This is a genomic window from Rothia sp. P5766, from assembly GCF_048513555.1.
Lineage (GTDB): Bacteria > Actinomycetota > Actinomycetes > Actinomycetales > Micrococcaceae > Rothia.
The window spans coordinates 1-24389 of record NZ_JBLXXS010000005.1; the positions used below are offsets into that span (position 1 = coordinate 1).

27 protein-coding genes are annotated in these 24389 nt (G+C 57.0%); 5 read left to right on the top strand and 22 right to left on the bottom strand.

Annotated features, from left to right (window positions below; all coding sequences use genetic code 11):
• A partial coding sequence (locus tag ACN08V_RS03490; RefSeq protein WP_419104558.1) for an ADP-ribosylglycohydrolase family protein occupies nucleotides 1-714 on the top strand: 714 nt, incomplete at its 5' end.
• An 11-nt stretch (nucleotides 715-725) separates the two neighbouring features.
• Here ACN08V_RS03490 and ACN08V_RS03495 read toward each other — a convergent pair.
• The 7 genes from ACN08V_RS03495 to clpS form a co-directional block, all read right to left on the bottom strand.
• Nucleotides 726-1607: a phosphotransferase gene (locus tag ACN08V_RS03495; RefSeq protein ID WP_419100610.1), complete on the bottom strand. Its 882-nt coding sequence runs from the start codon at nucleotides 1605-1607 to the stop codon at nucleotides 726-728.
• Nucleotides 1608-1630: 23 nt separating this feature from the next.
• Nucleotides 1631-2263: an RdgB/HAM1 family non-canonical purine NTP pyrophosphatase gene (rdgB, locus tag ACN08V_RS03500; RefSeq protein WP_419100611.1), complete on the bottom strand. Its 633-nt coding sequence runs from the start codon at nucleotides 2261-2263 to the stop codon at nucleotides 1631-1633.
• Complete coding sequence (gene rph / locus ACN08V_RS03505) at nucleotides 2263-3012, bottom strand: ribonuclease PH (protein ID WP_419100612.1); 750 nt, start codon at nucleotides 3010-3012, stop codon at nucleotides 2263-2265. The genes rdgB and rph overlap by 1 nt, the downstream gene beginning before the upstream one ends.
• Nucleotides 3013-3064: 52 nt before the next feature.
• Nucleotides 3065-3967 (bottom strand): MBL fold metallo-hydrolase, encoded by a 903-nt coding sequence (locus ACN08V_RS03510; protein ID WP_419100613.1) that lies wholly within the window; start codon nucleotides 3965-3967, stop codon nucleotides 3065-3067.
• Nucleotides 3968-3980: 13 nt separating this feature from the next.
• On the bottom strand, nucleotides 3981-4946 hold the full coding sequence (gene murI, locus ACN08V_RS03515; RefSeq protein ID WP_419104559.1) for a glutamate racemase: 966 nt from the start codon (nucleotides 4944-4946) through the stop codon (nucleotides 3981-3983).
• Nucleotides 4947-5077: 131 nt separating this feature from the next.
• Complete coding sequence (locus tag ACN08V_RS03520; protein ID WP_419100615.1) at nucleotides 5078-5638, bottom strand: DUF2017 domain-containing protein; 561 nt, start codon at nucleotides 5636-5638, stop codon at nucleotides 5078-5080.
• Between the two features lies 1 nt (nucleotide 5639).
• The gene (clpS, locus tag ACN08V_RS03525; RefSeq protein ID WP_419100616.1) at nucleotides 5640-5972 is read right to left on the bottom strand and encodes an ATP-dependent Clp protease adapter ClpS; all 333 of its coding nucleotides are present in this window, start codon (nucleotides 5970-5972) and stop codon (nucleotides 5640-5642) included.
• A 216-nt stretch (nucleotides 5973-6188) separates the two neighbouring features.
• Here clpS and ACN08V_RS03530 point away from each other — a divergent pair, with 216 nt between their 5' ends.
• Both ACN08V_RS03530 and ACN08V_RS03535 read left to right on the top strand, forming a co-directional pair.
• Nucleotides 6189-7499: a nicotinate phosphoribosyltransferase gene (locus ACN08V_RS03530; RefSeq protein ID WP_419104560.1), complete on the top strand. Its 1311-nt coding sequence runs from the start codon at nucleotides 6189-6191 to the stop codon at nucleotides 7497-7499.
• 16 nt (nucleotides 7500-7515) lie between these two features.
• Nucleotides 7516-8142: an isochorismatase family protein gene (locus tag ACN08V_RS03535; RefSeq protein WP_419100618.1), complete on the top strand. Its 627-nt coding sequence runs from the start codon at nucleotides 7516-7518 to the stop codon at nucleotides 8140-8142.
• Nucleotides 8143-8211: 69 nt separating this feature from the next.
• Here the strand turns inward: ACN08V_RS03535 and ACN08V_RS03540 are convergent, their stop codons facing one another.
• The 5 genes from ACN08V_RS03540 to ACN08V_RS03560 form a co-directional block, all read right to left on the bottom strand.
• On the bottom strand, nucleotides 8212-9996 hold the full coding sequence (locus ACN08V_RS03540) for a DEAD/DEAH box helicase (protein WP_419104561.1): 1785 nt from the start codon (nucleotides 9994-9996) through the stop codon (nucleotides 8212-8214).
• Nucleotides 9997-10181: 185 nt separating this feature from the next.
• Nucleotides 10182-10469, bottom strand: a complete 288-nt coding sequence (locus ACN08V_RS03545; protein WP_419100620.1) for a DUF3039 domain-containing protein — start codon at nucleotides 10467-10469, stop codon at nucleotides 10182-10184.
• An 84-nt stretch (nucleotides 10470-10553) separates the two neighbouring features.
• Nucleotides 10554-12167, bottom strand: a complete 1614-nt coding sequence (locus tag ACN08V_RS03550) for a hypothetical protein (protein ID WP_419104562.1) — start codon at nucleotides 12165-12167, stop codon at nucleotides 10554-10556.
• The gene (locus ACN08V_RS03555; RefSeq protein ID WP_419104563.1) at nucleotides 12143-13036 is read right to left on the bottom strand and encodes an ABC transporter ATP-binding protein; all 894 of its coding nucleotides are present in this window, start codon (nucleotides 13034-13036) and stop codon (nucleotides 12143-12145) included. Before ACN08V_RS03555 ends, ACN08V_RS03550 begins: the two co-directional genes overlap by 25 nt.
• Before the next feature lie 139 nt (nucleotides 13037-13175).
• Entirely contained in the window at nucleotides 13176-14105 is a 930-nt protein-coding gene (locus ACN08V_RS03560) for a tetratricopeptide repeat protein (RefSeq protein ID WP_419104564.1), read from the bottom strand.
• Nucleotides 14106-14261: 156 nt separating this feature from the next.
• Here ACN08V_RS03560 and ACN08V_RS03565 point away from each other — a divergent pair, with 156 nt between their 5' ends.
• Entirely contained in the window at nucleotides 14262-15569 is a 1308-nt protein-coding gene (locus ACN08V_RS03565) for an AI-2E family transporter (RefSeq protein WP_419100624.1), read from the top strand.
• An 82-nt stretch (nucleotides 15570-15651) separates the two neighbouring features.
• On the opposite strand, the gene ACN08V_RS03570 is transcribed toward ACN08V_RS03565, so the two are convergent.
• On the bottom strand, nucleotides 15652-15993 hold the full coding sequence (locus ACN08V_RS03570; protein ID WP_419100625.1) for an ATP/GTP-binding protein: 342 nt from the start codon (nucleotides 15991-15993) through the stop codon (nucleotides 15652-15654).
• Nucleotides 15994-16060: 67 nt separating this feature from the next.
• Here ACN08V_RS03570 and nucS point away from each other — a divergent pair, with 67 nt between their 5' ends.
• Nucleotides 16061-16777 (top strand): endonuclease NucS, encoded by a 717-nt coding sequence (nucS, locus tag ACN08V_RS03575; protein ID WP_419104565.1) that lies wholly within the window; start codon nucleotides 16061-16063, stop codon nucleotides 16775-16777.
• 142 nt (nucleotides 16778-16919) lie between these two features.
• On the opposite strand, the gene ACN08V_RS03580 is transcribed toward nucS, so the two are convergent.
• The 9 genes from ACN08V_RS03580 to ACN08V_RS03620 form a co-directional block, all read right to left on the bottom strand.
• The gene (locus ACN08V_RS03580; RefSeq protein WP_419100627.1) at nucleotides 16920-17177 is read right to left on the bottom strand and encodes a F0F1 ATP synthase subunit epsilon; all 258 of its coding nucleotides are present in this window, start codon (nucleotides 17175-17177) and stop codon (nucleotides 16920-16922) included.
• 2 nt (nucleotides 17178-17179) lie between these two features.
• On the bottom strand, nucleotides 17180-18643 hold the full coding sequence (atpD, locus tag ACN08V_RS03585) for a F0F1 ATP synthase subunit beta (RefSeq protein ID WP_419104566.1): 1464 nt from the start codon (nucleotides 18641-18643) through the stop codon (nucleotides 17180-17182).
• A gap of 45 nt (nucleotides 18644-18688) precedes the next feature.
• Nucleotides 18689-19609, bottom strand: a complete 921-nt coding sequence (locus ACN08V_RS03590) for a F0F1 ATP synthase subunit gamma (RefSeq protein ID WP_419100629.1) — start codon at nucleotides 19607-19609, stop codon at nucleotides 18689-18691.
• 77 nt (nucleotides 19610-19686) lie between these two features.
• Nucleotides 19687-21312 carry a F0F1 ATP synthase subunit alpha gene (atpA, locus tag ACN08V_RS03595; protein WP_419104567.1) on the bottom strand — a complete coding sequence of 542 codons (1626 nt, stop codon included), beginning with the start codon at nucleotides 21310-21312 and terminating at the stop codon, nucleotides 19687-19689.
• A 158-nt stretch (nucleotides 21313-21470) separates the two neighbouring features.
• Nucleotides 21471-22283, bottom strand: a complete 813-nt coding sequence (locus tag ACN08V_RS03600; RefSeq protein WP_419104568.1) for a F0F1 ATP synthase subunit delta — start codon at nucleotides 22281-22283, stop codon at nucleotides 21471-21473.
• Nucleotides 22283-22828, bottom strand: coding sequence for a F0F1 ATP synthase subunit B (locus tag ACN08V_RS03605; RefSeq protein ID WP_419104569.1), 546 nt, complete (start codon nucleotides 22826-22828; stop codon nucleotides 22283-22285). The genes ACN08V_RS03600 and ACN08V_RS03605 overlap by 1 nt, the downstream gene beginning before the upstream one ends.
• A gap of 51 nt (nucleotides 22829-22879) precedes the next feature.
• The gene (gene atpE, locus ACN08V_RS03610; RefSeq protein ID WP_419104570.1) at nucleotides 22880-23089 is read right to left on the bottom strand and encodes an ATP synthase F0 subunit C; all 210 of its coding nucleotides are present in this window, start codon (nucleotides 23087-23089) and stop codon (nucleotides 22880-22882) included.
• A gap of 135 nt (nucleotides 23090-23224) precedes the next feature.
• Entirely contained in the window at nucleotides 23225-24028 is an 804-nt protein-coding gene (gene atpB / locus ACN08V_RS03615; RefSeq protein WP_419104571.1) for a F0F1 ATP synthase subunit A, read from the bottom strand.
• Nucleotides 24029-24128: 100 nt separating this feature from the next.
• Nucleotides 24129-24383 (bottom strand): hypothetical protein, encoded by a 255-nt coding sequence (locus ACN08V_RS03620; RefSeq protein ID WP_419100634.1) that lies wholly within the window; start codon nucleotides 24381-24383, stop codon nucleotides 24129-24131.
• Nucleotides 24384-24389 lie beyond the last annotated feature (6 nt).

A 24389-nucleotide genomic window follows, 5' to 3' on the forward strand; every position in this document is an offset into this window, starting at 1 on the left:
AAGGCCACTCTGAATGCTTTAGCAACCGGGCAGATGCAGTTCATTTCCAAGAATGTAAACCCTGACGCCCTGGGTACCGGTGCGCTCATGCGCTCTGCTCCCTTTGGCTATCTGCCAGTTGCTGATGATGCTACGGTCATCAAACTTGCCGTCCAGGCCGCCGCCCTCACGCACGGGCACCCAGAAGCCCTGGTTTCAGCAGCCGCCTACGCTCTGATGATCCGCTACCTTTTAGGTGCACACGAGCTTGCTGTGCCGGTGGATTCTCCGGTACGTCTTGCCCTCAAGGAGGTTAAAAACTGGCTAGGGACTGTTGAAAAAAGTAGCCTACTTCCCGGTGATGCCACGCTCACCCGTGCGGCATTTGGCCGGGCGCTTGAACTGGCGGACCGGCAGTCCCCGGCTCATGAAGCCCGCAAAAGTTTTGGTGCCCTGGTTCTGGCAACCGACTGCCTAGGCTACGGTCTCTACCTGCTCCTTGCTACAGAAAGCCTGGTTTCCCAGGGCATGAAGCCAAGCCAGGCCCTGCTCCAAACGCTAGCCGATGCTGTAGCTGTTGACGGGGATTCAGACTCTATCGCGGCCTTGGTTGGTTCCCTTGTCGGTGCCCGGTGGAGTGACGCCGTCCTACCGGCAAAACTGCTGGAAGGGCTCGATGCACGGGCCGCTCTCGAGCTCGTGGAGAAAGCCTGGTTCACCCAGTTGGGTATCTAAACCACTGGGTTTTATCCGTCGAAAATTTCGGCGCGGTGGTCCAGATACCATTCATCTGCCCGCTCTAGGGCGAGCCGCTGGATAGCGCCCCCCATACCGTTCTTCATGCTGTAGGCCAGCGACTGAAGGGGCAGGAGCTGGGCAACAGTGCGTGCCCGCTCTAACTGGGTAGCGTCCAGGGCCCTGGTCAGAGAATCCCAACCGTAGTAGTTACCCAGGGCTGCGTAATCAATCGCGGGATCCCCCACCGACGCATGATCCCAGTCGATGACGCCCACCAGCTTATCGCCTTTCCACAGGATATTGTGGCCAGCTAGATCGCTGTGAACCAGTACTGGCCTTACCGGGTCCAGGGCGACGACCCGGTCAATGGCCCTGTGCGCGATTTTTTGGGCAGTCGTCAAGAGCCGAGGAACTACCTGCTGGCGCAGGAGTTCTTCCCAGTTTTCTCTCCCGCCCCAGTGCTCATGCACCATATCCAAGTAGGGGCCATAGCCCGAAAAATCTACCGAATGGATAGCCTTGAGCATGGTTGCCAGTTGTTTGGGAGGGGCCGCTCCCTGCTGGCGAGGCTCGCCCTTAATCCAGGTCAAACCCACCGCTGTAAAACCATTGCGGGTAATCACCCGGGTAATGGGGCGGGGCACCGCAAAAGGGAGGGTCTTAGGCAGGCGACGTAAAATCTCCGTACGCCGAGCTACCAGGTAGCCGGTCTGTTGAGTCTTAGCTACACGCACGCTCAGCTCAGAGCCCATGTTCACGATGATATGAGCTGACCCGGTTGTTCGTATATCCCAACGGTCAGAGGGGACGACAACACCGGCCTGCTCCATCACCGCGTAGACAACGGGGAGGGCCTTCATTTGTTCAAGCTGCGTAAGGTGCGCTGCCATAAGAGTCTTTACCTAGGTGCCTGTTAGTCTGCCAGCACTGCTTGCAGATGAGGGATGAGCTTAGTCAGAGCTTGAGCGCGGTGGCTTATGGCGTTCTTGACATGGGGCGGGACCTCAGCGCATGACTTGCCGCTGTATTCACCGGTAAATCCCTGGGCGGCCATAATGGGATCGTAGCCAAACCCGCCCTCTCCGCGCGGTTCACGGAGCAGGGTTCCGACCAGCTCGCCGTGTTCAACGGCCTGCCGCCCGTCCGGGGTAGCCAGTGATGCCGCGCAGACAAAGCGGGCGGTCCGATGTTCATCGGAAATATCCGAAAGCTGGGCAAGCAGTAGGTCCAGGTTAGCCCGGTCATCACCATGCTTGCCTGCCCAGCGGGCACTGAAGATACCGGGTGCCCCACCCAGGACGTCCACGGCAAGCCCGGAGTCATCTGCGATAGCGATAAGACCGGTAGCCTCAGCTACCGCGCGAGCCTTGAGCAGTGAATTCTCGGCAAAAGTTACCCCGTCCTCCACCACATCGGGGGCGCCGGCCCTACCGGCATCAATCACTTGGGTTTCAACGTCCAGTCCGTCAATAGCTCCGCGCAGCAGTTCACGGAACTCGCGCAGCTTACCCTGATTATGGGTGGCAAGAACAATTTTGGCGGGCATTAGTCCTCCAGGGCCTGACGCTGGATCAGGGCTAGCTGGGCTGTACCGTGCAAGGCAAGATCCAGCAGATCATTGAGTTCATCGCGGTCAAAGGGAGCGCCCTCGGCTGTACCCTGAACCTCCACGAACTTACCCTCACCGGTCACCACGACGTTCATATCTGTTTCGGCGCGGACGTCCTCTTCGTAGGGAAGGTCCAGCATGGGGACACCGTCAATGATGCCCACAGAAATTGCCGATACAGACCCGGTCAGAGGGCGAGCCTTAGCGGGGATAACACCCTCTTTCTGGGCCCAGGTAATGGCATCGGCCAGAGCAATATAGGCACCGGTGATGGCGGCAGTTCGGGTGCCACCGTCAGCCTGAAGAACATCACAGTCCAGAACAATAGTGTTCTCGCCCAGAGCCTCGGTATCTATCACGGCGCGCAGAGAGCGACCGATCAGACGGGAAATCTCGTGGGTACGGCCACCAATCTTGCCTTTAACGGACTCACGGGAGTTACGGGTATTGGTGGCACGCGGGAGCATGGCATATTCGGCGGTGACCCAACCAGTTCCCTGGCCTTTGAGCCAACGGGGAACGCCCTCGGTGAGCGAGGCGGTGCAGAGCACCCGGGTATTACCGAACTCGATGAGAGCTGAGCCTTCTGCGTTCTTAGCCCAGCCCCGGGTCACGGTGATGGGTCGGAGTTCATCGGGTGTGCGTCCGTCGCCACGGACGGGTGAGGATTCCATAGTATCTGTCATGCTTTCAGCCTATCTTCTTCGCTTGAACCCGTAGAAATCGTGGGCAAACTTTTTAGCCGTGTCCCTGCCAGCTTTGCGCGCGCATACCTTGCCCGGCAACGTAGCGCTCAATCACTTGGAGGGTAGTGGTCTGGGGGTCGGACTCGTAGTCTTCCGGTGCCCGGCGGGGGTTAACCCGGTAGGTAGCTGAAGCCTCGGCCACCGAAATAGGACCAGAGAAGACCTCACTGGCTTCTGCAAAGGCGACAGCAGGGTCGTTCCAGATGGGTAGGTGGGTTAGGAGCAGATTACGCACACCGGCTTCTTGGGCAGCCAGCCCTGCCCTGCGGCCCGTCAGGTGAATACCGCGCAAGGCGTCGTCACGCCCCTCCTGGTAGGCCGCTTCGCAGAGGAAAAGGTCAGCATCGCGGGCTGCCTCAATTAAGCCGTCACAGGAATCGGTGTCACCGGAGTAGGTCAGAATCGTTTTCCCTTCACCTGTCTCACAGACGATACGGAGCGCGTAGGGTTCTTTAACGGGGTGCACGACCGCATAGGGCGTGACGGTGAATGGCCCAATTTTTACCTCAGCGTGGTTGCTCCACTCGTTGAACTCAAACTCGGTGTGCATCCCCGGTTCTAGCGGTAGCCCGTGGGTATTGACCAGGTACTGGTGAATATCGCTGGGGCCATACAGGGGAATAGGGCCTCTGCCCCAGCCGTTGGGGTTCCATTTGACGGCAACGTGCAGGCCCGACAGGTCAATGCAGTGATCGGGGTGCAGGTGCGAAATCAGAATCGCATCTATGTCTTCAAGGTTCATGTGGGTCTGAAGAGTCCCCAGGGCACCATTGCCCATATCGATGATAATCCGCCAGGTCTTACCTAGATCATCGATAGTCGAAACCATGTAGCAGCTAGCTGCCGCATTCGGCCCTGGAAAGGAACCGGCACAACCGATCACTGTGAGTCGCATGGTGTCTTCTTCCTTAGCGTTTGGGGGTGGAGCGGTCTGCCTCGATGGTGACTCGTGGCTTAATCAACTCCGATGGGATAAGGGCAAGCGAGCCTGTGGGAAACTGCTCTGCTACCGAGTTGGTGTGACGGACGCGAGCGACCTCGGGGCCCAAGAATCGGCGGGCGAGGTGCTCAAATGTTTCGCTGTGACCGGTTGCCAAGAATTCGTGGCTTGCCGGTAGATCAGCGGGGCGTTCAAGGCCGGCTCTCAGTAGCGCCTTGTAAACATCTTTAGCGGATTCCTCCGATGATGAGACCAGAGTTACATCATCACCCATGATGTAGGAAATAACGCCGGTCAGGAGCGGGTAGTGGGTGCAACCCAGCACCAGGGTATCAACCCCGGCTTCTTTGAGGGGGGCAAGGTAGGACTCGGCTGTTTGGAGAAGCTCAGGTCCGGAGGTAATGCCCCGCTCAACAAACTCCACAAAGCGGGGGCAGGCCACCGAATAAATCTCCAGGTCGCTCATCACGGAGAAGGTGTCCTCGTAGGCGCGTGAGGTGACCGTGGCTTCTGTGGCGATGACACCGATTTTACGCTTGCGGGTTGCGGCCACCGCACGGCGGGCGGCAGGCTGGATAACCTCAACCACCTGAATACCGTACTTGCGGGTATAGCGTTCGCGGGCATCACGCAGAACTGCCGCTGAGGCTGTATTGCAGGCAATAACCAAAAGTTTCACACCGGAATCTACCAGCTCGTCCATAATCCGCAGGGCGTGCGCACGCACCTCAGCTATGCTCAGGGGGCCGTAGGGGCCGTGGGCGGTATCACCCACATAAATAATCGATTCGTGCGGTAGCTGGTCCATGATGGCACGGGCAACCGTCAGCCCACCTACACCCGAGTCAAACACGCCAATGGGGGCGCTGGCGGCTGGCTCTGCCAGCACCTTGCTGCCCCAGGGGGTGACTATTTTTGGGTTTGAATCATTCATGACAGACCTGACATTAGCTACTCGATGGTTATTCAGTAAGGTGTAGAACTCACCTGCCGGTTTTTGAGTGGACAATCACGCTCTAACACGACTTTTTGGTGTCATAAATAGACACTCTGGACCGGTAAAAATCAATCTTCTTCCAGCCCTATCAGGAGTGCCTGCATGAGGCTTTCCTGAAGCCAGGTTGCAAAGTTATAGAGCAGAGCCATATAGTCCTCGGTTGTTTCTACCCGGTCCCAGTCGGTCTGCTCCCCCACCCGTTCGGCATCTGCTGCGCTGATAATGCCCAGCCTGGAACCCAGGGTCAGACGAACGTCGTTCAGGGCTGCGGCCCAGGCCTTGGCGTGTTCTGTATCCAGGTGAACTGTGCCTGCCTGGATATCCATAGCGGCCAGTTTCAGGTGCGAGATTTTAGCCTGTCGGAGGGAGAGATCGGTGAAACGCCGGTACTCATCGGCTACCTCAGGATCATCACTGGCGACAGGCAGCATGCGGGCGACAGCGGGATCGGCAGGCACATCAGCTTTTTCCGAAATTCCTACCAGAGCTGCCAGGGGGTCAGTGTTGGGGTCTTCCTCAGGTTCCAGGGCAAGCGCTACATCTTCAAAAAGGCGGGTAAGCACCTGGACCTCTTCGGGAGTAAAGCGTGCAGTCAGGCCACGCGGTGTCCTGCTAAAAGGCTCTGCCATCTTATAGACCTGCCTGTTCTAGCGTTGCCCACAGCCCCCAGGTATGCAGGGCTGCTGTGTGGCGTTCGGCTTCTTCTTGGGAACCACTAAAGACTGCGGCTTTACCTTCGGTGTGTACACGGAGCATCAGCTCCTGGGCCTTTTCGGTACTGTAGCCAAACTGAGTGCGGAAAACATAGGTGACAAAGCTCATGAGGTTAACTGGGTCATCCCAGACCAGCACCGTCCAAGGAAGCTGGGGTCGGTCATTCGTTTCGCTCTCTAAGCTACGTTCAAGGTCGGCTAAAGTATCCACCGCTGTATTCAGGGTGATAGCTGTTTCAGCCGATAACATAGCCTTCTTCTCCTTGTGAAAATCTTTGAGTCGGTAGCGCCTTGAACAAGCTTACGCCACTGGGCCCTTAGCAGACTTATAGGTCACATACACCTTATCTATCATACGGCTAAGGAGCCACAACTGCCACGCGCCAGCTAGAGCAAGCTAGAGGTCACAGTTTTATCTTCTGAGAGGGCTGTCTTTTTAGGCCGCACAGGGGCTAGAGTGGTAGCCGTGACTCAGAAAACTTCATTGTTAACAGACCACTACGAGCTAACCATGGTTCAGGCGGCTCTTGCCTCCGGTGCCGCCCATAGGCGGACCGTCTTTGAGGTCTTTACCCGCAGGCTCTCCGGTGGCCGCCGCTACGGTGTCCTTGCCGGCACTGGCAGGCTCCTTGAGGGTCTTGAAAATTTCCGTTTCGACCAGAACGAACTTGAGTTCCTTGCCTCCCGCAAGGTGATCAACCAGCAGACCTTGGACTACCTGGCTGACTTCCGCTTTAGCGGGCATATTCGTGGGTACGCCGAAGGGGAAATCTTCTTTCCCCACTCCCCCGTGCTCCAGGTTGAAGCTTCCTTTGCCGAGGCCTGCCTTTTAGAGACCTATATTCTCTCGGTTCTCAACTTCGATTCAGCCGTTGCAACTGCGGCCTCCCGTATGACGGTAGCCGCCGGTAAGCGCCCCTGCCTTGAGATGGGTTCACGCAGGGCTCATGAGCAAGCCGCTGTATCTGCCGCACGGGCTGCGGTAATTGCAGGCTTTATCGGCACCTCTAACCTAGAGGCTGGCCGCCGCTATGGCCTGCACACGGTGGGCACGAGCGCCCACGCTTTTACCCTGCTCCATGACAGCGAGCGCCAGGCTTTTGAAGCCCAGCTTGCTTCGCTCGGGGTAGATACAACACTGCTAGTAGATACCTACGATGTTGAAGCCGCTGTTCGCCTGGCTTGCGAGCTGGCCGGCCCAGAACTCGGTGCCGTTCGCCTGGATTCCGGTGACCTGGTTGCCCAGGCCGCTTTCGTCCGTCAGCTTCTCGATAGCCTCGGTAACACCTCCACTAAGATTACTGTGACCAGCGATCTTGATGAGTACGCTATCGCCTCTCTGGCAGCAGCCCCGGTTAATTCCTACGGTGTGGGCACCAAGCTGGTGACCGGCTCAGGTGTTCCAACCTCTTCCATGGTTTACAAGGTGGTTTTGCGCGAGAACGCCCAGGGCGTAATGGAGCCGGTCGCTAAGGCATCCTCTGGTAAGGCATCTGTGGGTGGCAAAAAGAGCGCGGTGCGCCGCCTAAATAAACGTGGTATTGCTACCGCTGAGGTCATAGGCCTCGATGTGAGCGCACCTGCCGATGCCAACGACCGCCAGCTTATGGTTGATTTTGTGGTCGATGGTGAGCTTCAGCCCGGCTTTACCGGTGCCGAAGGCGTGCGCCGTGCCGCTGAACGTCACGCCCGGTCCCTGGCCGAGCTGCCCGTCACTGCAACCCGTCTGTCCCCCGGTGACCCGGTAATCCCCACCGAGTTTGTGCCCGCTGTTTAGCCCACCTGAGGAAACTATGTCTAAAGCTTTGATTATTGTTGATGTCCAGAATGACTTTTGCCCAGGCGGTGCGCTAGCTACCGAACGCGGCGCTGAGGTTGCGGCTCTGATCAGCGAGTTCGTAGAAAACTACCACGACCGTTACCAGGCCATTGTGGCAGCTCAGGACTGGCATATCGACCCGGGCACGCACTTTTCGGATAACCCAGATTATCAGGATTCTTGGCCCCCGCACTGTCGCGCAGAGTCTAAGGGCGCTGAGCTTCACCCCGAGCTTGATACCGACTACATCGAGGCTTACTTCCGCAAGGGTGCCTATGCCCCTGCCTACTCAGCCTTTGAGGGCCTTCTGGCTCCCGAGTACACGGTCATGCCCGGTGAGCGTGAAGCCGGCGCTCCGGTTGAAGATGCCGGTGAGCAGACTCCTCTGGATGCTTGGCTGAGCGAGCGCGAGATTACCGATATTGATGTCGTAGGCATCGCAACTGATTTCTGTGTTAAGGCAACTGCGATGGACGCTGTTGATGCGGGCTACGAGACACGCGTGCTGCTTGATCTCACGGCCCCTGTGTCTGAGGATTCGCTTGATGACACCGTGGCCGAGCTAGAAGATGCCGGTGTGACAGTTATCCAGGTTCTCTAGTCTCAGCTGGTGCAGGTAAGGGGCCGGGGCGCTGATTCATTTCAGTGGCCCGGCCTCTTTTTCTGCTCTTTATTTTCTGCCCACGAACCAGTCCTGGAGCTTATCCAGGCGCGCTTGGAGCTGCTCGGCGGAGGCTTGGGCAACAGCAGGGCCTCCGCAGATACGACGGAGCTCGTTGTGGATAGACCCGTGCGGCTTACCTGTCCGAGCAGCCCAGGCGGCAACATTCTTAGCCAGCTTGCTGCGGAGCTCTTTGAGCTGGCGGTGATCCACCACCTGCGGCACGGCCGTCGCCGGGCGGCGCGAGGCGTGGTCTTTCTGCCGTGCCCTCAGCAGGGTACCTACCTGCTCAGCATCCAGCAGGCCGGGGATCCCCAAAAAATCCTGTTCCTCATCTGAACCCACTTCAAGACCGCCCGAGGCGAACTCGGCACCATCAAAAAGGACCCCGTGGAAGGAGGCCTGGGAACCGATAGCTTCGAACTTGCCACGGGTCAACTGCTCGCTGGCCCCTTCTTCACGGTTAGCTTCTTCAATCAGGTGATCGTCCAGCCCCTGATTGAGCGGGTCAAGGTTTTCCTGCTGAGCGTTCTTGCGGTCCAGGGCATGGTCGCGCTCGGTCTCCATCTCGTTAGCCAGCATCATGAGCTGAGGAACAGACGGCAGGAAGACAGAAGCAGTTTCCCCGCGCTTTCGCGAGCGCACAAAACGCCCAATAGCCTGAGCAAAGAAGAGAGGCGTTGAGGTGGAAGTTGCGTAAACACCCACCGCCAGGCGGGGAACGTCCACGCCTTCGGAGACCATGCGCACAGCAACCATCCAGCGAGCAAGCCCCTGGGAAAATTCCTCAATGTTGTTGGAGGCTTCTTTGTCATCGGAAAGAATAAGGGCGGGCTTTTCACCGGTAATACGCTGAAGCTGGGCGGCGTAGGCGCGGGCATCGGCGTGATCGGTAGCAATCACTAGGCCACCAGCATCGGGTACGGTACGGCGTACCTCGGTCAGGCGCTTATCGGCGGCAGCAAGTACGGTGGGAATCCACTCGCCCTCAGGGTTAAGGGCGGTGCGCCAGGCCTGGGCGGTGACGTCTTTGGTGAAGCCCTCCCCCAGGTTGGCCGCCATTTCTTCACCGGCGCTAGTGCGCCAGCGCATCTGACCTGAGTAGGCCATAAAGATGACGGGGCGCACAACATGGTCTTTGAGGGCGGGGCCGTAGCCGTAGGAGTAGTCAGACTTGGAACGGCGGATGCCTTCTGCGTCCTCTTCGTACTGCACAAAGGGAATGGGTGAGGTATCGGAACGGAAGGGGGTACCGGTCAGAGCCAGGCGGCGGGTAGCAGGCTCGAAGGCTTCGCGCAGGCCGTCGCCCCACGAGAGAGAATCACCGGCGTGGTGGATTTCGTCCATAATCACCAGGGTTCGGCCGTTTTCGGTACGCGCCCGGTGGAGCATAGGTTTATTGGCTACCTGGGCGTAGGTCAGGGCAACACCCTGGTAGCCCATGCCCACGCTACCGTCTGCATTTTTGAAGTTAGGGTCAATGGAGATACCTACACGGGCGGCGGCATCGGCCCACTGGCGTTTAAGGTGATCGGTAGGCGCGACCACGGTCATGCGGTTGATGGTTCCCCGGTTGAAAAGTTCTTTGGCAACGGTCAGGGCAAAGGTGGTCTTACCTGCACCGGGAGTAGCCACAGCCATGAAGTCGCGGGGGTTCTGGGTGAAGTACTTGGTCATAGCTTCGGCCTGCCAGGCGCGGAGCTTGGGAGCAGTGCCCCAGGCGGCGCGGTCCGGGTAGGCTGGGGGTAGGGCGCTGCTGCCTTCTCCAAAGAGTGTTGGCTGGCTATCGTCCATGTATTTTCCCTTCCCTCACAACAGATATGAGCCACGGTGGGCACCACAAAAGTTTAGCCCCATTCGGTGAGGAATGGGGCTATCAACGAGCACCTGCACCTGTGAGAGCGACCTCTCCCCCTGTTCTGTATTCGGGGTAGGGTGCTGGCCTCACGCGACAGAACGGGCGAACGCGAATGGCTTGATTACTGGTCGTCCCCGCCAGGGGCCAGGCCCTCGTAGATCTCTTTGCATTCAGGGCAGACCGGGAACTTCTCGGGGTCTCGGCCAGGAGTCCACTTCTTGCCGCAGAGAGCACGGACGGGGTTTCCGGTGAGGGCAGACTCCATAATCTTTTCCTTGCGCACGTAGTGGGCAAAGCGCTCGTGGTCACCGGGTTCTACGTTCTGAACTTCCTCACGCTCAAGGAGCGCAGTACCGCCTGAGTGGGCGGTTTCGGGGAAGGGATCTTCAATTCCGGGAATAGATGACACGGGTGCGTCCTTTCGTAGTGGCCCAGGCGGGCTATCTCTAGTTAGTCTACCAAGCCAGGCAGGTTCTCCGGCGAGCACAATAGGCTAGCTGAACTGGGTAACCCGGTAGAGCATATCTGCGCTGTGGCGCTCAAAGCGCTGGGAGCCCAGGCGGATTCCCAGAGTGAAACCGCCCACTGCCATCACCAGCATGACACCAGCGCCCAGCCAAGCCCAGAGCATATTGCCGTTGATTGCTGAGGCCGCCATACCGGCCAGGCCGGGGGCAGCAAGGAACATGGGAATCATCATGGTGAGACCGCGCACAAATGCTTTGGCCATGCCGTCGGGTTGCTTGGCCGTTTTCCAGGGGCTTGAGCCCGGTGGCGGCACAGGTAGGGAAAACACCGTATCAGCATAGGACGCGAGTCCCATACCTAAGAAGAAAACCGAGTAGGCGGTCACCAGCATGGGTACCGTATAAGCGCCCGCTCCTGCAATCAGGCCAAAGAGCAGGGTGCCCATCAGAATCATCGGTGCGTAAATCAGTATCATGGCGTAGGCCCGCCCCAGCCGGTCATCAATGCCGCGCACAGCCGTGGTGGTGTGTAAGGAGAAAGCGGTGCTTTCATAGGACACCAGATAGGCATATATGTAACCAGCGAAAGCAGGGATGAAGGCGCTACAGAAAAAGACTCCCATAATGGGTGTTGAAACGTCCTCCCCCGTATCCGTTGTAACACTCAAATTACCCATGAAAGTAAAGATCAGGTAAAAAAGCGGTAGGCTCATAACATTGACGGTGCACCGGGGGTCTTTGAACATCATCTGCACAATGCGGGCAGCAATTGTGCCCCGAACGGTCGCCGGGAAGCGGTCAAGAATGCCCAGGTGTCCGGCGCCCAGGTTGCGGGCTTCCTTACGCCCGGTGACTTCCCCAACGTTAGCCATGGTGCGGGCAGCCAGCAGGTACCAGAACCACCAGATGATGGCCAGGTAGAGAAGGCTAAGAGCCAACAGGGCTCCAGCCAGCCCGTAGCTACCGGAGGCAACATGAACCGGAATGAGCCAGGGAGTCAGCAAAGGCAACCACTGTAGCACCTCGATGTATTCGGGGAGGCGGTCTGCCACCTGCGCTATCCCACCGGCAGCACCCGCAATGATAGGCCCCATGAGCATCACCACCATAAAGGAGGCAATCGTCAGCAGGTTACTGATACCCCTACGAGCCCGCAAAGGGATAGAAGCAAGCGTCACAACCCGGGAACCGGCAATCGCCAGTGCAAGACCCAGGATAGCGGCTACCGGGTAGGTCAAGAGACCCGGAATCGAGAAGAACAGCGAGGTAGCGCTCGCCAGAGCGATGAGGAGAGTCAGGATTCCGGGGGCACCCACGAGAGCCCCGATAGCCTGGCCCAGCATCAGGTCCTTAACCCGAATGGGGTATGGTGCCAGCCGCTCAGGATCCAAGGTGGCATCGGCAGCGGAGGCAAAGAGGGGAACAAGGAACCAGGCTAGGGTCAGAATTCCGCCTACCAGCGCCAGAAAAACCTGAGCACCACTGGCATTATCAATAAAGAACCCGCCCGCTCCTAGGCAGACCACTAGGCCCAGCCCATAGAGCATGGCAAAAGAGAACCCCACGATAGCCCAGGCGTTACCCCTGGTAAAATATGCGATAAAGTGCGCAAGCTTTAGTCGGACGAGGACTGCAACCATGACAGGCCCTCCCTCACCATTCGACCGCCGACCAGTGAAACAAATCGGTCTTCCAGGCTCATACCGGCCCGAACCTGCTCCACGGTACCCGAAGCCAGGATTCGCCCCTCATTCATAACCGCCACATGGTCGCACAGTCTCTGAACCAAATCCATGACGTGAGAGGAAATAATGACGGTGCCCCCACCAGCAACATACCCCTTCAAGATATCTTGAATGTTGGAGGCGGAGACAGGGTCAACCGCTTCAAAAGGTTCATCAAGCACCAGCAAGGAGGGCGCATGAATCATTGCACAGGCCAGGGCAATTTTTTTGGTCATACCGGCGGAGTAATCAGCAACCTGCTTCCCGGCGGCATTAACCAGGTCAAGGGCTAGGAGCAAATCGCGGGTTCGTTCAGCAACCGTCACTTTGTCAAGCCCGTGCAGGCGACCCGCATAGGTCAGCAGTTGCTCTCCGGTGAGCTTATCAAAGAGGCGCACGCCATCGGGCAGAACCCCCACCTTACGCTTGGCCTCCAGCGGACTAGCCCACATATCTGTACCGCCCACCAGCACCTGACCGTCGGTGGGTTTAAGCATGCCTGTGGCCATTGACAGGCTTGTTGTTTTACCGGCACCGTTACGCCCTACCAGACCGTAGAAGGACCCGCGAGGAATGGTTAGGTTAATACCGTTAACGGCAGGGTGCTGGTCAAAAACCTTGACCAGGTTAAGCAGTTGTAGGGCAGGTGTATCTAGGCTCTCGGGAGCAATCTCAGCTTCCACCGGAGATGCCGGGGAAACCTGATCACTGGGTGCCGTCGGGTAAAGGGGCGTGACTTCTTGGGGGATTGCCTGGTGCGGCCAGGTCTTCTCATCGTGTTCCATATAACTATGGTAGGTGACCTAGCTAGCTCTGAGCTCCCCCAGCAGGCTGATATCCATTGTATGACGAGGCCTCCTGGGAAAGATCTAAGCTCTAGCGCTGAGAATTCCCAGGAGGCCCCTCATAAAGATATGCTCCTGACTAGAACATAGCCATCATCAGTGCCGCCCGTGCTTTCTTGACCCTGGGATCTGCTGAACCGACTACCTCAAAGAGCTCTAGCAGGCGTTCCCGTACCCGTGTTTTGTCATCAGGGCCAACTGCTTTAAAAAGAGTGATTAGGCGCTTGAACGCATCCTCAATATGGCCACCAGCAATATCTAGGTCAGCCACATTGAGCTGAGCCTGAATATCAGTGGCATCTGCGGCGGCTCTGGCTCGTTCATCGGCCAGAGTCAGAGATGAAACTCGGTGGAGTAGGTGAACCTGGGCCAAGCCAATTTTCGCATCGGTATCGCCTGGGTTCTCATTCAATGCCTGGGTGTAGGCGGCTTCAGCACCAGCGTAATCCCCGCAGTCAAGAGCGTCCAGGGCTTTTTGGTGCAGGGGCGGCAGGGGCTTTTCCTGTTCGCTGAGAACCGGCTCAAAGCCACCGGCCAGACCCTGCTGGGTTGCTAGCTGGACTACCTGCCCCAGCACCTCGGTCAGAGCCTGGGGTTCAACAGGCCCGTTAAAGAGCGGGGCGGGACGGCCAGCTAGTACCGCAACAGCGGCTGGTACACCCTGAATCTGGAAGGCCTGACCAATCTCGGGAGTCTTGGTAATATCCACTGCCGCCAGGAGCAGGTTCCCTCCGGCGGAGTTGACCAGTGCCTCAACCTGCTCGAGCATTTGCACAGAAGCAGGGGAATGGGGTGCCCACAGGGCAAAAATAACGGCACCCCGGTTGGACTCCTGAACCAGCTGCTGGAACTGGGCTACATCGGTGACGTCAAAACGCCAACTGGGCTCACTTGCCTGGGCCGTTTGCTCCCCCGGCTGAGCGTTAGCCTGAGCAGTAACACTTAGATCCGGAGCATTGCGCACCGAAGCCGGTAGGTTCTCAGGCTGGAAACCCGATGATGCGGTCATGGTTTTCTCCTTAGGGAGTAGCAGGTTCTTTTCTCTCCAGTCTATGCTGTCAAAAACAGGCCACCGCCGCCAAGAGAGCCTCTACTTTCTAGCCCAGGGCAGAAATCACGATAAGGTAGTAGACAACTATCCCTTTTTGATGACCAGGCCAGGAATATGCCACTACCATTTTTGTCCTCCCGAGCTTCTCGTGCCAGAAGCTCAGAACCTGCTCAAGCCGCATCGGGTGACGATGCTCAAAACAGTAGTAGCTCCAAGTTCACGATGCCAGCGCTACCGGCCATACCCGGCGCTCGGCCCCGGCATAGGCTGCAGCTTCCGGCTGATCCTACCGAGACAGCCAACACAGTCAAGGAACCCGATCAGCAGGTCTCACATTTGCCTTCTAAGCAATCGCAGGTCCCCGAGCACGGCCGCCATATCACCAACCCCATCTACTTCGGTTTCATGCTGGCAGTTGGAATTACTCTAGCTCTTATCTGCATCTACTTTGTCTTGAATGTAGGTGCCCTAGCAGGCTGGATCACCGGTGCTGTTTTTATTGGGCTAGGCCTTGACCCTGCCGTCCGCAAACTTGAGCAGAGGGGTCTGCCCAGAGGGGCAGGTGTAGGTGTAGTGTTCCTGGCCTTTGCCTCTATAGTGGGTGCCCTGACCTTCTGGATCATCCCCATGGTAGCTCGCCAGGCCGTCTCCTTTATCACGGGTTTCCCCAACCAGCTTGAAGCCTTTCTCAATTCAGATTTGTTTACTTCTCTGGATGAAAAGTTTCAGATCCGCTCAGCAGTTGACGGAGAAGTTGAAAAGGTTTTTACCCAGCTAACCTCCGATACCTCGGTGGTCAGCAACTTTATGAACTCTCTGCTCAACGCGGGATCCACCCTAGCGGAGACCACCACAGGCATTATTATCGTTCTCTTCCTCTCTATCTACGTCTTAGCTTCGCTGCCAACCATCAAGGCCTGGTTTATTCGTCTGGCTCCTGCCTCACGTCGAGAACGCGTTGGATACTTGACCGAAAAGATTTCTGACTCCGTGGGCCACTATGTGATGGGCCAGGCTCTAGTAGCTATCTGTAACGCAACGGTGGCTGCCCTTATTATGCTGATTGTCGGTGTTCCCTTTGCCCAGCTCCTGATGCTCTTAGTTCTGGTTTTGGCCTTTATCCCCCTAATCGGTGGGGTCAGCGCAGCGGTCCTAGTGTCGCTGATTTCACTGACCGATAGCTGGCAGACTGCCCTCTTCTTCTTGGTCCCCTACCTGATTTATCTCCAGATCGAGGCCTACTTCATTTCGCCGCGCATCATGAAAAAAGCGGTGGCTGTGCCCGGCGCTGTTGCTATTATTGCGGTAGTTGCGGGCGGTTCGATTTGGGGCGTACTGGGAGCAATAATTGCTATCCCAGTTGCCGCCTCTATCTTGATCCTGGTCAATGAGGTCCTTGTGCCTCGACAAGATCGTCTATAAATACCTGATCGATGAGGTTTAAGGGGCCCCGGGGTAGGTAATCATTACCTACCCCGGCCCGCTCTATGTACAAAGCTCTTGGCTACCAGAAGCGGCGGGTCTGCCAGCAACGCTGGTGCCAGTGCCGGCGTTCCTCGATAGCGCGTTGAGAACCGAACATGTGATCTTCCTGCCACACCACCAGGTGCGCTACACCCGGCCTAATCGAGGTCATACATTCAGGGCAGGTGTAGGTTTTCTGAGCATTCATGGGGGGAATATACTGCACGAACCAGTCACCATCACCTGCCCGTTCCACTCGCGGTGATGGGTCTAGTAGACGAGAAATATCGCGCCCAGGCTTGCTCTGCTTTTGCCATTTGCTAGGGGCAGAGCCGGAATTAGAATGAGGGCGACGTTTCTTGGATGGGGATCTACGAGGCATGGGTTTATTCTGTCATGTCCTTGAGCTAAGCCCCAACTGCTTCTTGCTCAGCTGTTAGAGTGGTACGGTGCGTTTAGTTATAGCTGATTGTTCTGTTGATTATGTGGGCCGTCTGAAGGCCCACCTACCCCGTGCGACCCGTCTGCTCATGATTAAGAATGACGGCTCGGTACTTATCCACTCCGATGGCGGCTCCTACAAACCGCTCAACTGGATGAGCCCGCCCTGCCGTCTGCATATTGCACCCCGCGAGGAGTTTGAAGGAACCACCGCAGGCGAAGATCTTGACTCCGATGTCAGCGAGCTGTGGACCGTGCAAGCCGCCAAATCCGATGACCGACTGGTCATCCGTGTCTTTGAGAAGCAGGGCGAGCTGAGCCAGGACTTAGGCATAGATCCCGGTCTCATCAAGGACGGTGTTGAGGCAGATCTTCAGCGTTTACTGGCTGAACAGATTGAGCTTTTGGGCAGTGGCTACCGCCTGGTTCGCCGTGAATACCCCACCGCTATCGGCCCGGTCGATATTCTGGCCAAAGATGCCTCGGGTATCTCGGTGGCTGTTGAGCTCAAGCGTGTAGGTGATATTGACGGCGTTGAACAGCTCACCCGCTATCTTGAACTCCTGAACCGCGATCCCCTCCTGGCTCCCGTTCAGGGCGTTTTTGCTGCCCAGCGTATCAAACCCCAGGCACGCACACTAGCAGAGGATCGTGGCATCCGTTGTCTAGCCCTAGATTACGATGCTATGCGCGGTGTTGACGATAGCAGCTCCCGGCTCTTCTAAAGAACCTAGACATAAGGGGGGCGGCACCCATGGGGTGCCGCCCCCTCTTCTTATTCCCCCGGTAGCAAAGTCACAGTGTGAGGCAAAAACGGTCGCCTCCCCCAGATAGGGAAGGCGACCGTATCTGCTGAGCAGGAACAGACTAAATCTGTGCGTGCTTCGCGGCGATGGTGACTCGATCGTTTGACACGGTCAAGAAACCTTCGTTCAGGCGGGTTGTCTTCTTTTCGCCGGTGATGTCTTCAATCAGAAGCTCACCATCGTCGGCCAGAAGCGCCATGGTCGGGATATGACCGGGCATAATGCCCAAATCCCCGTTCACGGTGCGAGCCCGAACGTATTTTGCTTCGCCGACCCACACGATGTGTTCGCGGGAAACAACTTCAACTTTCAGTGCCATGATTACTTGGCTCCAGACTGTGCCTTGATTTCCTCGTAACGACGCATGACATCGTCCATGCCACCGATGTTGTAGAAGGCCTGCTCGGGGATATGGTCAACATCGCCACGGCAAATCATCTGGAATGACTCAATGGTGTCCTTCAGGGGCACGGTTGAGCCTTCAACGCCGGTGAATTGCTTAGCGGTGTAGGTGTTCTGCGACAGGAACTGCTCGATACGGCGAGCACGGGAGACAACAATCTTCTGTTCCTCAGAGAGTTCATCGACACCAAGGATGGCGATGATGTCCTGAAGTTCCTTGTTCTCCTGCAGAATCGCCTTGACCTGAATCGCGGTGTCGTAGTGCTCCTGACCGATGTACTGGGGATCCAGGATTCGGGAAGTGGAGGACAGCGGATCAATCGCGGGGTACAGACCACGAGAAGCAATTTCACGAGACAGCTCGGTGGTTGCGTCGAGGTGTGCGAAGGTGGTTGCAGGCGCCGGGTCGGTGTAGTCATCCGCAGGAACGTAAATTGCCTGCATGGAGGTGATGGAGTGACCACGGGTTGAGGTAATACGCTCCTGGAGCAGACCCATTTCGTCGGCCAGGTTGGGCTGGTAGCCCACAGCTGAAGGCATACGGCCAAGCAGGGTTGAAACCTCAGAACCAGCCTGGGTAAAGCGGAAGATGTTGTCAATGAAGAGCAGCACGTCCTGGTTCTGGACATCGCGGAAGTACTCCGCCATGGTCAGGCCGGTCAGCGCAACACGCAGACGGGTTCCCGGCGGTTCGTCCATCTGGCCGAAGACAAGGGCGGTGTCCTTAAGAACGCCTGCCTCTTCCATTTCAACCCAGAGGTCGTTACCCTCACGGGTACGCTCGCCCACACCGGTGAATACGGAGGTACCACCGAAGTTACGAGCAACGCGGGTAATCATTTCCTGAATCAGAACGGTCTTACCAACGCCTGCACCGCCGAAGAGGCCAATCTTACCACCGCGAATGTAGGGGGTTAGAAGGTCAATTGACTTGATGCCGGTTTCCAGCATCTCGGTTGAACCTTCAAGGTCGGCGAAGCCGGGAGCTGCACGGTGGATAGGCCAGTAGGTATCGGCCTTGATTTCATCGTTGGAGACATCCAGAGCATCACCCAGGACGTTGAAGATGTGGCCCTTGACGCCGTCGCCAACGGGGACGGAGATGGGGGCACCGGTATCAACAACAGCCTGACCACGGACCAGGCCGTCGGTCTGCTGCAGGGAGATGGCGCGTACCAATGAGTCGCCCAGGTGCTGAGCGGTCTCAAAGGTGATCTTGCGGGTGGCGCCGTTGAGGGTGAGCGCAGCGGTCAGCGCATTGTAAATTTCGGGTACCTGGCCGGCAGGGAACTCAACGTCGACGACAGGGCCGATAACGCGAGCAATACGACCGGTTGCGCCCTGAGCCGGCGCGGTAGCCGATTCGTTCAGAGTGGCAGTCATTGTTCTCACTTACCTATGTAGAGAGTGGAAAAGTTTGTGGTGGGTTTATGAGGCGAGTGCGTCGGCGCCGCCAACAATTTCGCTGAGCTCCTGAGTAATTTCAGCCTGGCGAGCATTGTTCATCAGGCGGGTGTACTTCTTGATGAGCTCATCAGCGTTATCGCCTGCGGACTTCATCGCGCGCTGGCGAGATGCGAGTTCGGAGGCGGCGGCTTCAAGCAGGCACGCATAGATGCGGGAGGCAACATAGCGCGGGAGCAGTTCATCAAGCACTTCCTGGGGGTTGGGCTCAAATTCGAAGACCGAGTTCTGCTGGAACTGGTCATCTTCAAGACGTTCACCGGGGATGATGTCCTCACCGAGTGCCCGTGCAGCTGCCACCTCAATGGGGAGCAGGCGCAAGACGCGAGTCTCCTGAGTCACCATGGAAACGAACTCTGTATAGACGATGTGGAGATCATCGACTTCGCCGTTTTCGTAGGCGGCCAGAACAGCGTCACGAGCGGCAATTGCCATCTCGATGTTGGGGTTATCGGTGTTACCCTCCCATGCCTGTTCGTAATCACGTTCGCGGAAGTCAAAGTAGGACTTTGCCTTGCGACCGATCAGGTAGAGCTTGACATCGCGTCCCTCACCGCGGAGCTTCTCAATAAGACCCTCGGTTTTCTTGAGGACGGATGAGGAGTATGAACCCGCAAGGCCACGATCACTGGTTAGAACCAGAACTGCAGAGCGACCAACCCTATGCTTAGAGCTGGGATTGAGCAGGGGATGCTCAATGGGGTGCTGGGTCGCAATAGCAGTTACTGCCTTAGTCAGCGCATTTGCGTAGGGGCTTGCAGCCTCTGCGCTACGACGTGCCTTGTTAATGCGTGAGGTTGCGATCATCTCCATCGCCTTGAAGATCTTCTTCATAGACGATGTTGAAGTAATCTTTTGGCGGTAAACCCTAATCTGGGCTCCCATAGAGATTCCTTTCACTCCTAGTGGTGAGGGCCCCTCCCCCAAAAGGTGAGGGGCCAATCACGGAACTAGGAAAATCGCTAACCGATAGTTTCCTGTGATACTTCGCTGTCTGACAGAGGCTTGTGCTCTTCATGGCCGGCCTCAACCAGGTGGCTGGTGCCCTCTGAGCGGAAGCCCTTCTTGAAGTCAAGGATAGCGGCCTCAAGTGCTGCTACGGTGTCCTCTTCCAGCTTGCCCGATGATGCAATGTTCTGCAGCACCGAGGTTGAGCGGCGTAGGTGGTCCAGGAACTCTGCCTCAAAACGTAGGACGTCTGAAACTTCCAGATCATCCAGGTGACCGTTGGTGCCGGCCCAGATTGAAACAACCTGATCCTCAACAGCGTAGGGAGTGTACTGGGGCTGGCGCAGAAGCTCGGTCAGGCGAGCACCGCGGGTCAGCTGAGCCTTAGAAGCATCGTCAAGGTCCGAGGCGAACATGGCAAATGCTTCCATTGCGCGGTACTGAGCCAGATCAAGCTTGAGGGTACCGGAGACCTTCTTCATTGCCTTGGTCTGAGCTGCACCACCGACGCGAGAAACAGAGATACCTACATCAACTGCGGGGCGCTGGTTAGCGTTGAAGAGGTCTGACTGCAGGAAGATCTGGCCGTCGGTGATGGAGATGACGTTGGTGGGGATGAAGGCTGAAACGTCGTTTGCCTTGGTCTCAATAATCGGGAAACCGGTCATTGATCCTGCACCCAGCTCGTCTGAGAGCTTTGCACAGCGCTCAAGCAGGCGGGAGTGGAGGTAGAAAACGTCACCGGGGTAGGCTTCGCGGCCCGGAGGACGGCGCAGAAGCAGTGACACTGCACGGTAGGCTTCTGCCTGCTTTGAGAGGTCATCAAAAATGATGAGGACGTGCTTGCCACCGTACATCCAGTGCTGGCCGATAGCCGAACCGGTATAGGGCGCAAGATACTTGAAGCCCGCAGCATCAGATGCAGGTGAAGCAACGATGGTGGTGTACTCCAGTGCGCCCTTCTGCTTGAGGGTTTCACGGACAGCTGCAATGGTGGATGCCTTCTGGCCGATTGCTACATAAACGCAACGAACCTGCTTGGTGGGGTCGCCGCTTGCCCAGTTGTCCTTCTGGTTCAGAATGGTGTCAACCGCAATTGCAGTCTTGCCGGTCTGGCGGTCACCAATGATGAGCTGACGCTGGCCACGGCCGATCGGGATCATGGCATCAATTGCCTTGAGACCGGTCTGGAGGGGTTCGTGAACTGACTTACGCTGGGTGACGCCGGGGGCCTGAAGCTCGAGGGCGCGGCGACCTTCGGGTACGATCTCGCCCAGGTCATCGATGGGGTTACCCAGGGGGTCAACTACACGGCCCAGGTAGGCATCGCCTACAGGTACCGAGAGAACCTCGCCGGTGCGGTGGACTTCCTGGCCTTCTTCAATGCCGGTAAAGTCACCGAGGACGATGACACCAATGTCACGGGTGTCAAGGTTCTGTGCCAGGCCAAGGGTGCCGTCTTCAAAGCGAAGCAGCTCGTTAGCCATTACTGAGGGAAGGCCCTCAACGCGTGCGATGCCGTCGGATGCTGATGCAACTCGACCCACCTCTACGCGTTCTGCGTTGCCGGGTTCGTAAGACGCTGCGAATTCGTTCAGCGCGTTACGGACATCATCGGCGTTGATGGTCAAATCGGCCATCTTATGTCCCTGCTCTCCTAGATTGTTGGTAGGCCCGCCACCAGTGCTGACAGGCTCACCGAAACTTGTATGACGTGCCGGGGCGATATGCTCTGAGCTGGCCCGAATCGTCTGTGTATCTTCTAAATCACCGTCGAGGTCTCGACTGATGTCAACGATTATGCGAATGCTCTGCTGAGATCTGCCAGGCGGGTAGATAGAGTGCCATCGATGACCTCGTCCCCCACCTGTACTCTGAGCCCACCCAAAAGTGTGGAATCTACGGTGATATCGAGCTTGAGCTCTTTACCGTAGGTCTTGTTCAGGGAGCTCTGGAGTTTAGCAGTTTGCTCTGCAGTCAAGGGTCGTGCTGTAACAACCCGCGCAATCCACTTGTTCTGACGCTTGACGATGATTTCAACGAACTCGTTAGCCAAGCGTGCGGCAGTGGTGCCACGGGCTACGGTGCCAACTCGTTCGAGCAGAAGCCTGCCTTCTTCGGAGGACACCTTGCCACCGAGAGAAACGGCCAGCTTCTTGAGTGCTTCTTTGCTAGCCCGGGTGTCGGCCAGAGCAGCCTGTGCCTTAGCTGAAGCATCAACAGTGTTGATGAAGGTCAGCAGTTCGTTGACAGTCTGCTCCAGAGCGTCGATACCGCCGCGTTTCTCAGCAGACAGTGCTACTGCGGAAACAGCGGTTTTCTCGAGTGCATCTGCCAGATCTCGTTCGGCGCTCCAGCGGGCTTCTGCTGCCGCAGTCACGATTGCCAGAGCGTTATCGGAAATCTTACCGCCCAGCACTGAGCGGGCGATGCCTGCTCGCTGGGCCGCCTGACGGGAGGGGTCAGTGAGGCCTCGGCGGAACCCACCGTTGGTATCAATGACATCGACGATAGCAAAGAGTTCTGCTGCGAGGTCAGTCGGGTTCTGGCCAGCATGAGCTGCTAGCACCTGTTCCACCTTGTTCAGTGATTCAGTCGATACTGCTGACATTAGCGGGCCACACCTGCCTGCTGCTGAACTTCAAGGTCAGCAAGAAAACGATCGACGACACGTGAAGACCTCTCATCATCGCTGAGGGATTCGCCCACAATCTTGCCTGCCAGTGAGGTTGCCAGCACGCCAACTTCGGTGCGAAGTGAGGCTGCGGCAGCTGCACGTTCTGCTTCGATTGTCCTCTGAGCGTTCTCGGTGATGCGAGCAGCTTCTGCGGTAGCGCGCTCCTTGGCTTCAGCTACGATAGCCTCACCCTCGGCACGTGCTTCTTCACGAATTTTCTGTGCTTCCAGGCGAGCGCTTTCGAGCTGCTGGCCGTACTCTTCGCGTGCTGCTGCTGCCTCTGCCTGAGCCTTTTCGGCCTTGGCGAGACCACCCTCGATTGCTTCCTTACGGTCCTGGTAAATCTTTTCGAATGCCGGGACAACGTACTTGGTAACGATGAAGAGGAGGATCAGGAACCCGATGGCGGTAATGGCGATTTCCCAGACGTTAGGAATCAGAGGGCTAGCACCCTCTTCTGCAGCCATTAGGTAGGTCATAGGGGATTTTCCTGTTCTATAGTTTGGTCAAATTTTCGGCGGGGCCAAAAATTACTTGATGAGCGCAAGAACAAAGCCGAGAACTGCTAGAGCTTCAACCAAGGCGAAGCCCAGGAAGAGCATGGGCTGCAGGGTCTTCTGCGATTCAGGCTGGCGAGCCACGGAGGTCATGTAGGCCGCGAAGACCAGACCAACGCCGATGCCGCCACCGATTGCTGAAAGACCGTAGCCAACTGAGGTGAGTGAACCGGTAAGTTCCATTATGTTTGTTTCCTTTCACAGTGCCCCTACCCCTTAGGGCGTGTGTTGTCAGGGGCAGAGTATTTATTTGTGTAGACTCCCCGCGCGAGCGGGTTGCTTTTCTCGTCCGGCAGGTTGCCCTGCCGGAGAAAACCTTTAGTGGCCTTCGGAGACTGAACCCTGCAGGTAAACCGCAAGGAGCAGGGTGAAGACGTAAGCCTGGATGCACTGAATCATGAGTTCCAGGAAGTAGAGGAAGAGCCCCAGAGCACCGGAGCCAACTGAAGCAATCGCAGCGAAGCCGCCTGCTTCAACGATAAGGTACTGAGTCAGTGAGGCCGCAACCATGATTGCCAGGTGGCCACCGAACATGGTAGCGAAAAGACGCAGGGCGTGAGTTGCGGGCCGGATGAGCATGTTGGACATGAACTCAATGGGAATGAGGATGAGGTAAACCAGCGGGGGAACACCAGCAGGCATGGTCATGTCTTTGAAGAACTTGCCCAGACCCTTGCGCTTGATGCCGACACCAACCCAGGTGATGTAGGCGATAGCAGCCAGCGCATAGGCGCTACCAACGTGTGACATGGTGGGAAGCTGAAAGACAGGAATGGAGCCGTAGAGGTTGTTGACCAGAATGAAGAAGAAAGCTGTGAATAGAAGGGGCACGAAAGGCTTGTAGTGGTGAGCGCCAATCAGCTCCTTGCCCAGACTGTTGCGCACCAGACCGTAGCCCATTTCACCGACAAACTGGGTCCGGGAGGGAACCATAGCGCGCTTGCGAGCGGCAAACATGAAGAAGCCAGCGACGATGACAACTGATAGCAGAATCAGAATTGTGTGCTTGCCGAATTCAAAGTCACCAATCTGGAAAAGGGCAGGCAGGTGCATGTCTTCGATGGTGGGCGGCACGTAGCCCTGCTGCTCTCCTGCTGCGACAACTAGCCCGTTTGAAATCAAGGCAAGTCCTTTCTTGCTTCGTGTTGGCCGCTTGTTATAAAGCAACCTCAGAGGTTGTAAGAATTAAAAATGTGTATGGGCCCGCTCCGAGGAGCCGGTTTTATTTGCTCTGTTGCATATGGATGAATACCAGATAGATACCACCAAAGGCACCGATAGCCGCGCCTGCCCAGACAATCCAGGAGGTACCCAGCAAGTGGTCCAGACCATAGCCTACCAAACTCCAGATACCAATACCTATCATGACATAGAGAAGCGTCATGACAGCCCCAGCGGTACCGCCGCCTGCTACAAGCTCACCAGCTGATCGCAATTGCTTATTCTGCTGGTACCATTTCTCATCGGCATTAGCCACCTATGC

What these genes read in the sequence shown, in the direction of transcription:
- ACN08V_RS03565 (WP_419100624.1), top strand. Translation starts at nt 14,262, where the DNA reads ATGCCACTACCATTTTTGTCCTCCCGAGCTTCTCGTGCCAGAAGCTCA.
- ACN08V_RS03535 (WP_419100618.1), top strand. Translation starts at nt 7,516, where the DNA reads ATGTCTAAAGCTTTGATTATTGTTGATGTCCAGAATGACTTTTGCCCA.
- ACN08V_RS03510 (WP_419100613.1), bottom strand. Translation starts at nt 3,967, where the DNA reads ATGCGACTCACAGTGATCGGTTGTGCCGGTTCCTTTCCAGGGCCGAAT.
- ACN08V_RS03495 (WP_419100610.1), bottom strand. Translation starts at nt 1,607, where the DNA reads ATGGCAGCGCACCTTACGCAGCTTGAACAAATGAAGGCCCTCCCCGTT.
- ACN08V_RS03520 (WP_419100615.1), bottom strand. Translation starts at nt 5,638, where the DNA reads ATGGCAGAGCCTTTTAGCAGGACACCGCGTGGCCTGACTGCACGCTTT.
- ACN08V_RS03605 (WP_419104569.1), bottom strand. Translation starts at nt 22,828, where the DNA reads ATGACCTACCTAATGGCTGCAGAAGAGGGTGCTAGCCCTCTGATTCCT.
- murI (WP_419104559.1), bottom strand. Translation starts at nt 4,946, where the DNA reads ATGAATGATTCAAACCCAAAAATAGTCACCCCCTGGGGCAGCAAGGTG.
- ACN08V_RS03540 (WP_419104561.1), bottom strand. Translation starts at nt 9,996, where the DNA reads ATGGACGATAGCCAGCCAACACTCTTTGGAGAAGGCAGCAGCGCCCTA.
- atpA (WP_419104567.1), bottom strand. Translation starts at nt 21,312, where the DNA reads ATGGCCGATTTGACCATCAACGCCGATGATGTCCGTAACGCGCTGAAC.
- ACN08V_RS03570 (WP_419100625.1), bottom strand. Translation starts at nt 15,993, where the DNA reads ATGCCTCGTAGATCCCCATCCAAGAAACGTCGCCCTCATTCTAATTCC.
- ACN08V_RS03550 (WP_419104562.1), bottom strand. Translation starts at nt 12,167, where the DNA reads ATGGTTGCAGTCCTCGTCCGACTAAAGCTTGCGCACTTTATCGCATAT.
- clpS (WP_419100616.1), bottom strand. Translation starts at nt 5,972, where the DNA reads ATGTTATCGGCTGAAACAGCTATCACCCTGAATACAGCGGTGGATACT.
- ACN08V_RS03600 (WP_419104568.1), bottom strand. Translation starts at nt 22,283, where the DNA reads ATGTCAGCAGTATCGACTGAATCACTGAACAAGGTGGAACAGGTGCTA.
- rdgB (WP_419100611.1), bottom strand. Translation starts at nt 2,263, where the DNA reads ATGCCCGCCAAAATTGTTCTTGCCACCCATAATCAGGGTAAGCTGCGC.
- rph (WP_419100612.1), bottom strand. Translation starts at nt 3,012, where the DNA reads ATGACAGATACTATGGAATCCTCACCCGTCCGTGGCGACGGACGCACA.
- ACN08V_RS03560 (WP_419104564.1), bottom strand. Translation starts at nt 14,105, where the DNA reads ATGACCGCATCATCGGGTTTCCAGCCTGAGAACCTACCGGCTTCGGTG.
- ACN08V_RS03580 (WP_419100627.1), bottom strand. Translation starts at nt 17,177, where the DNA reads ATGGCACTGAAAGTTGAAGTTGTTTCCCGCGAACACATCGTGTGGGTC.
- ACN08V_RS03555 (WP_419104563.1), bottom strand. Translation starts at nt 13,036, where the DNA reads ATGGAACACGATGAGAAGACCTGGCCGCACCAGGCAATCCCCCAAGAA.
- atpD (WP_419104566.1), bottom strand. Translation starts at nt 18,643, where the DNA reads ATGACTGCCACTCTGAACGAATCGGCTACCGCGCCGGCTCAGGGCGCA.
- atpE (WP_419104570.1), bottom strand. Translation starts at nt 23,089, where the DNA reads ATGGAACTTACCGGTTCACTCACCTCAGTTGGCTACGGTCTTTCAGCA.
- ACN08V_RS03590 (WP_419100629.1), bottom strand. Translation starts at nt 19,609, where the DNA reads ATGGGAGCCCAGATTAGGGTTTACCGCCAAAAGATTACTTCAACATCG.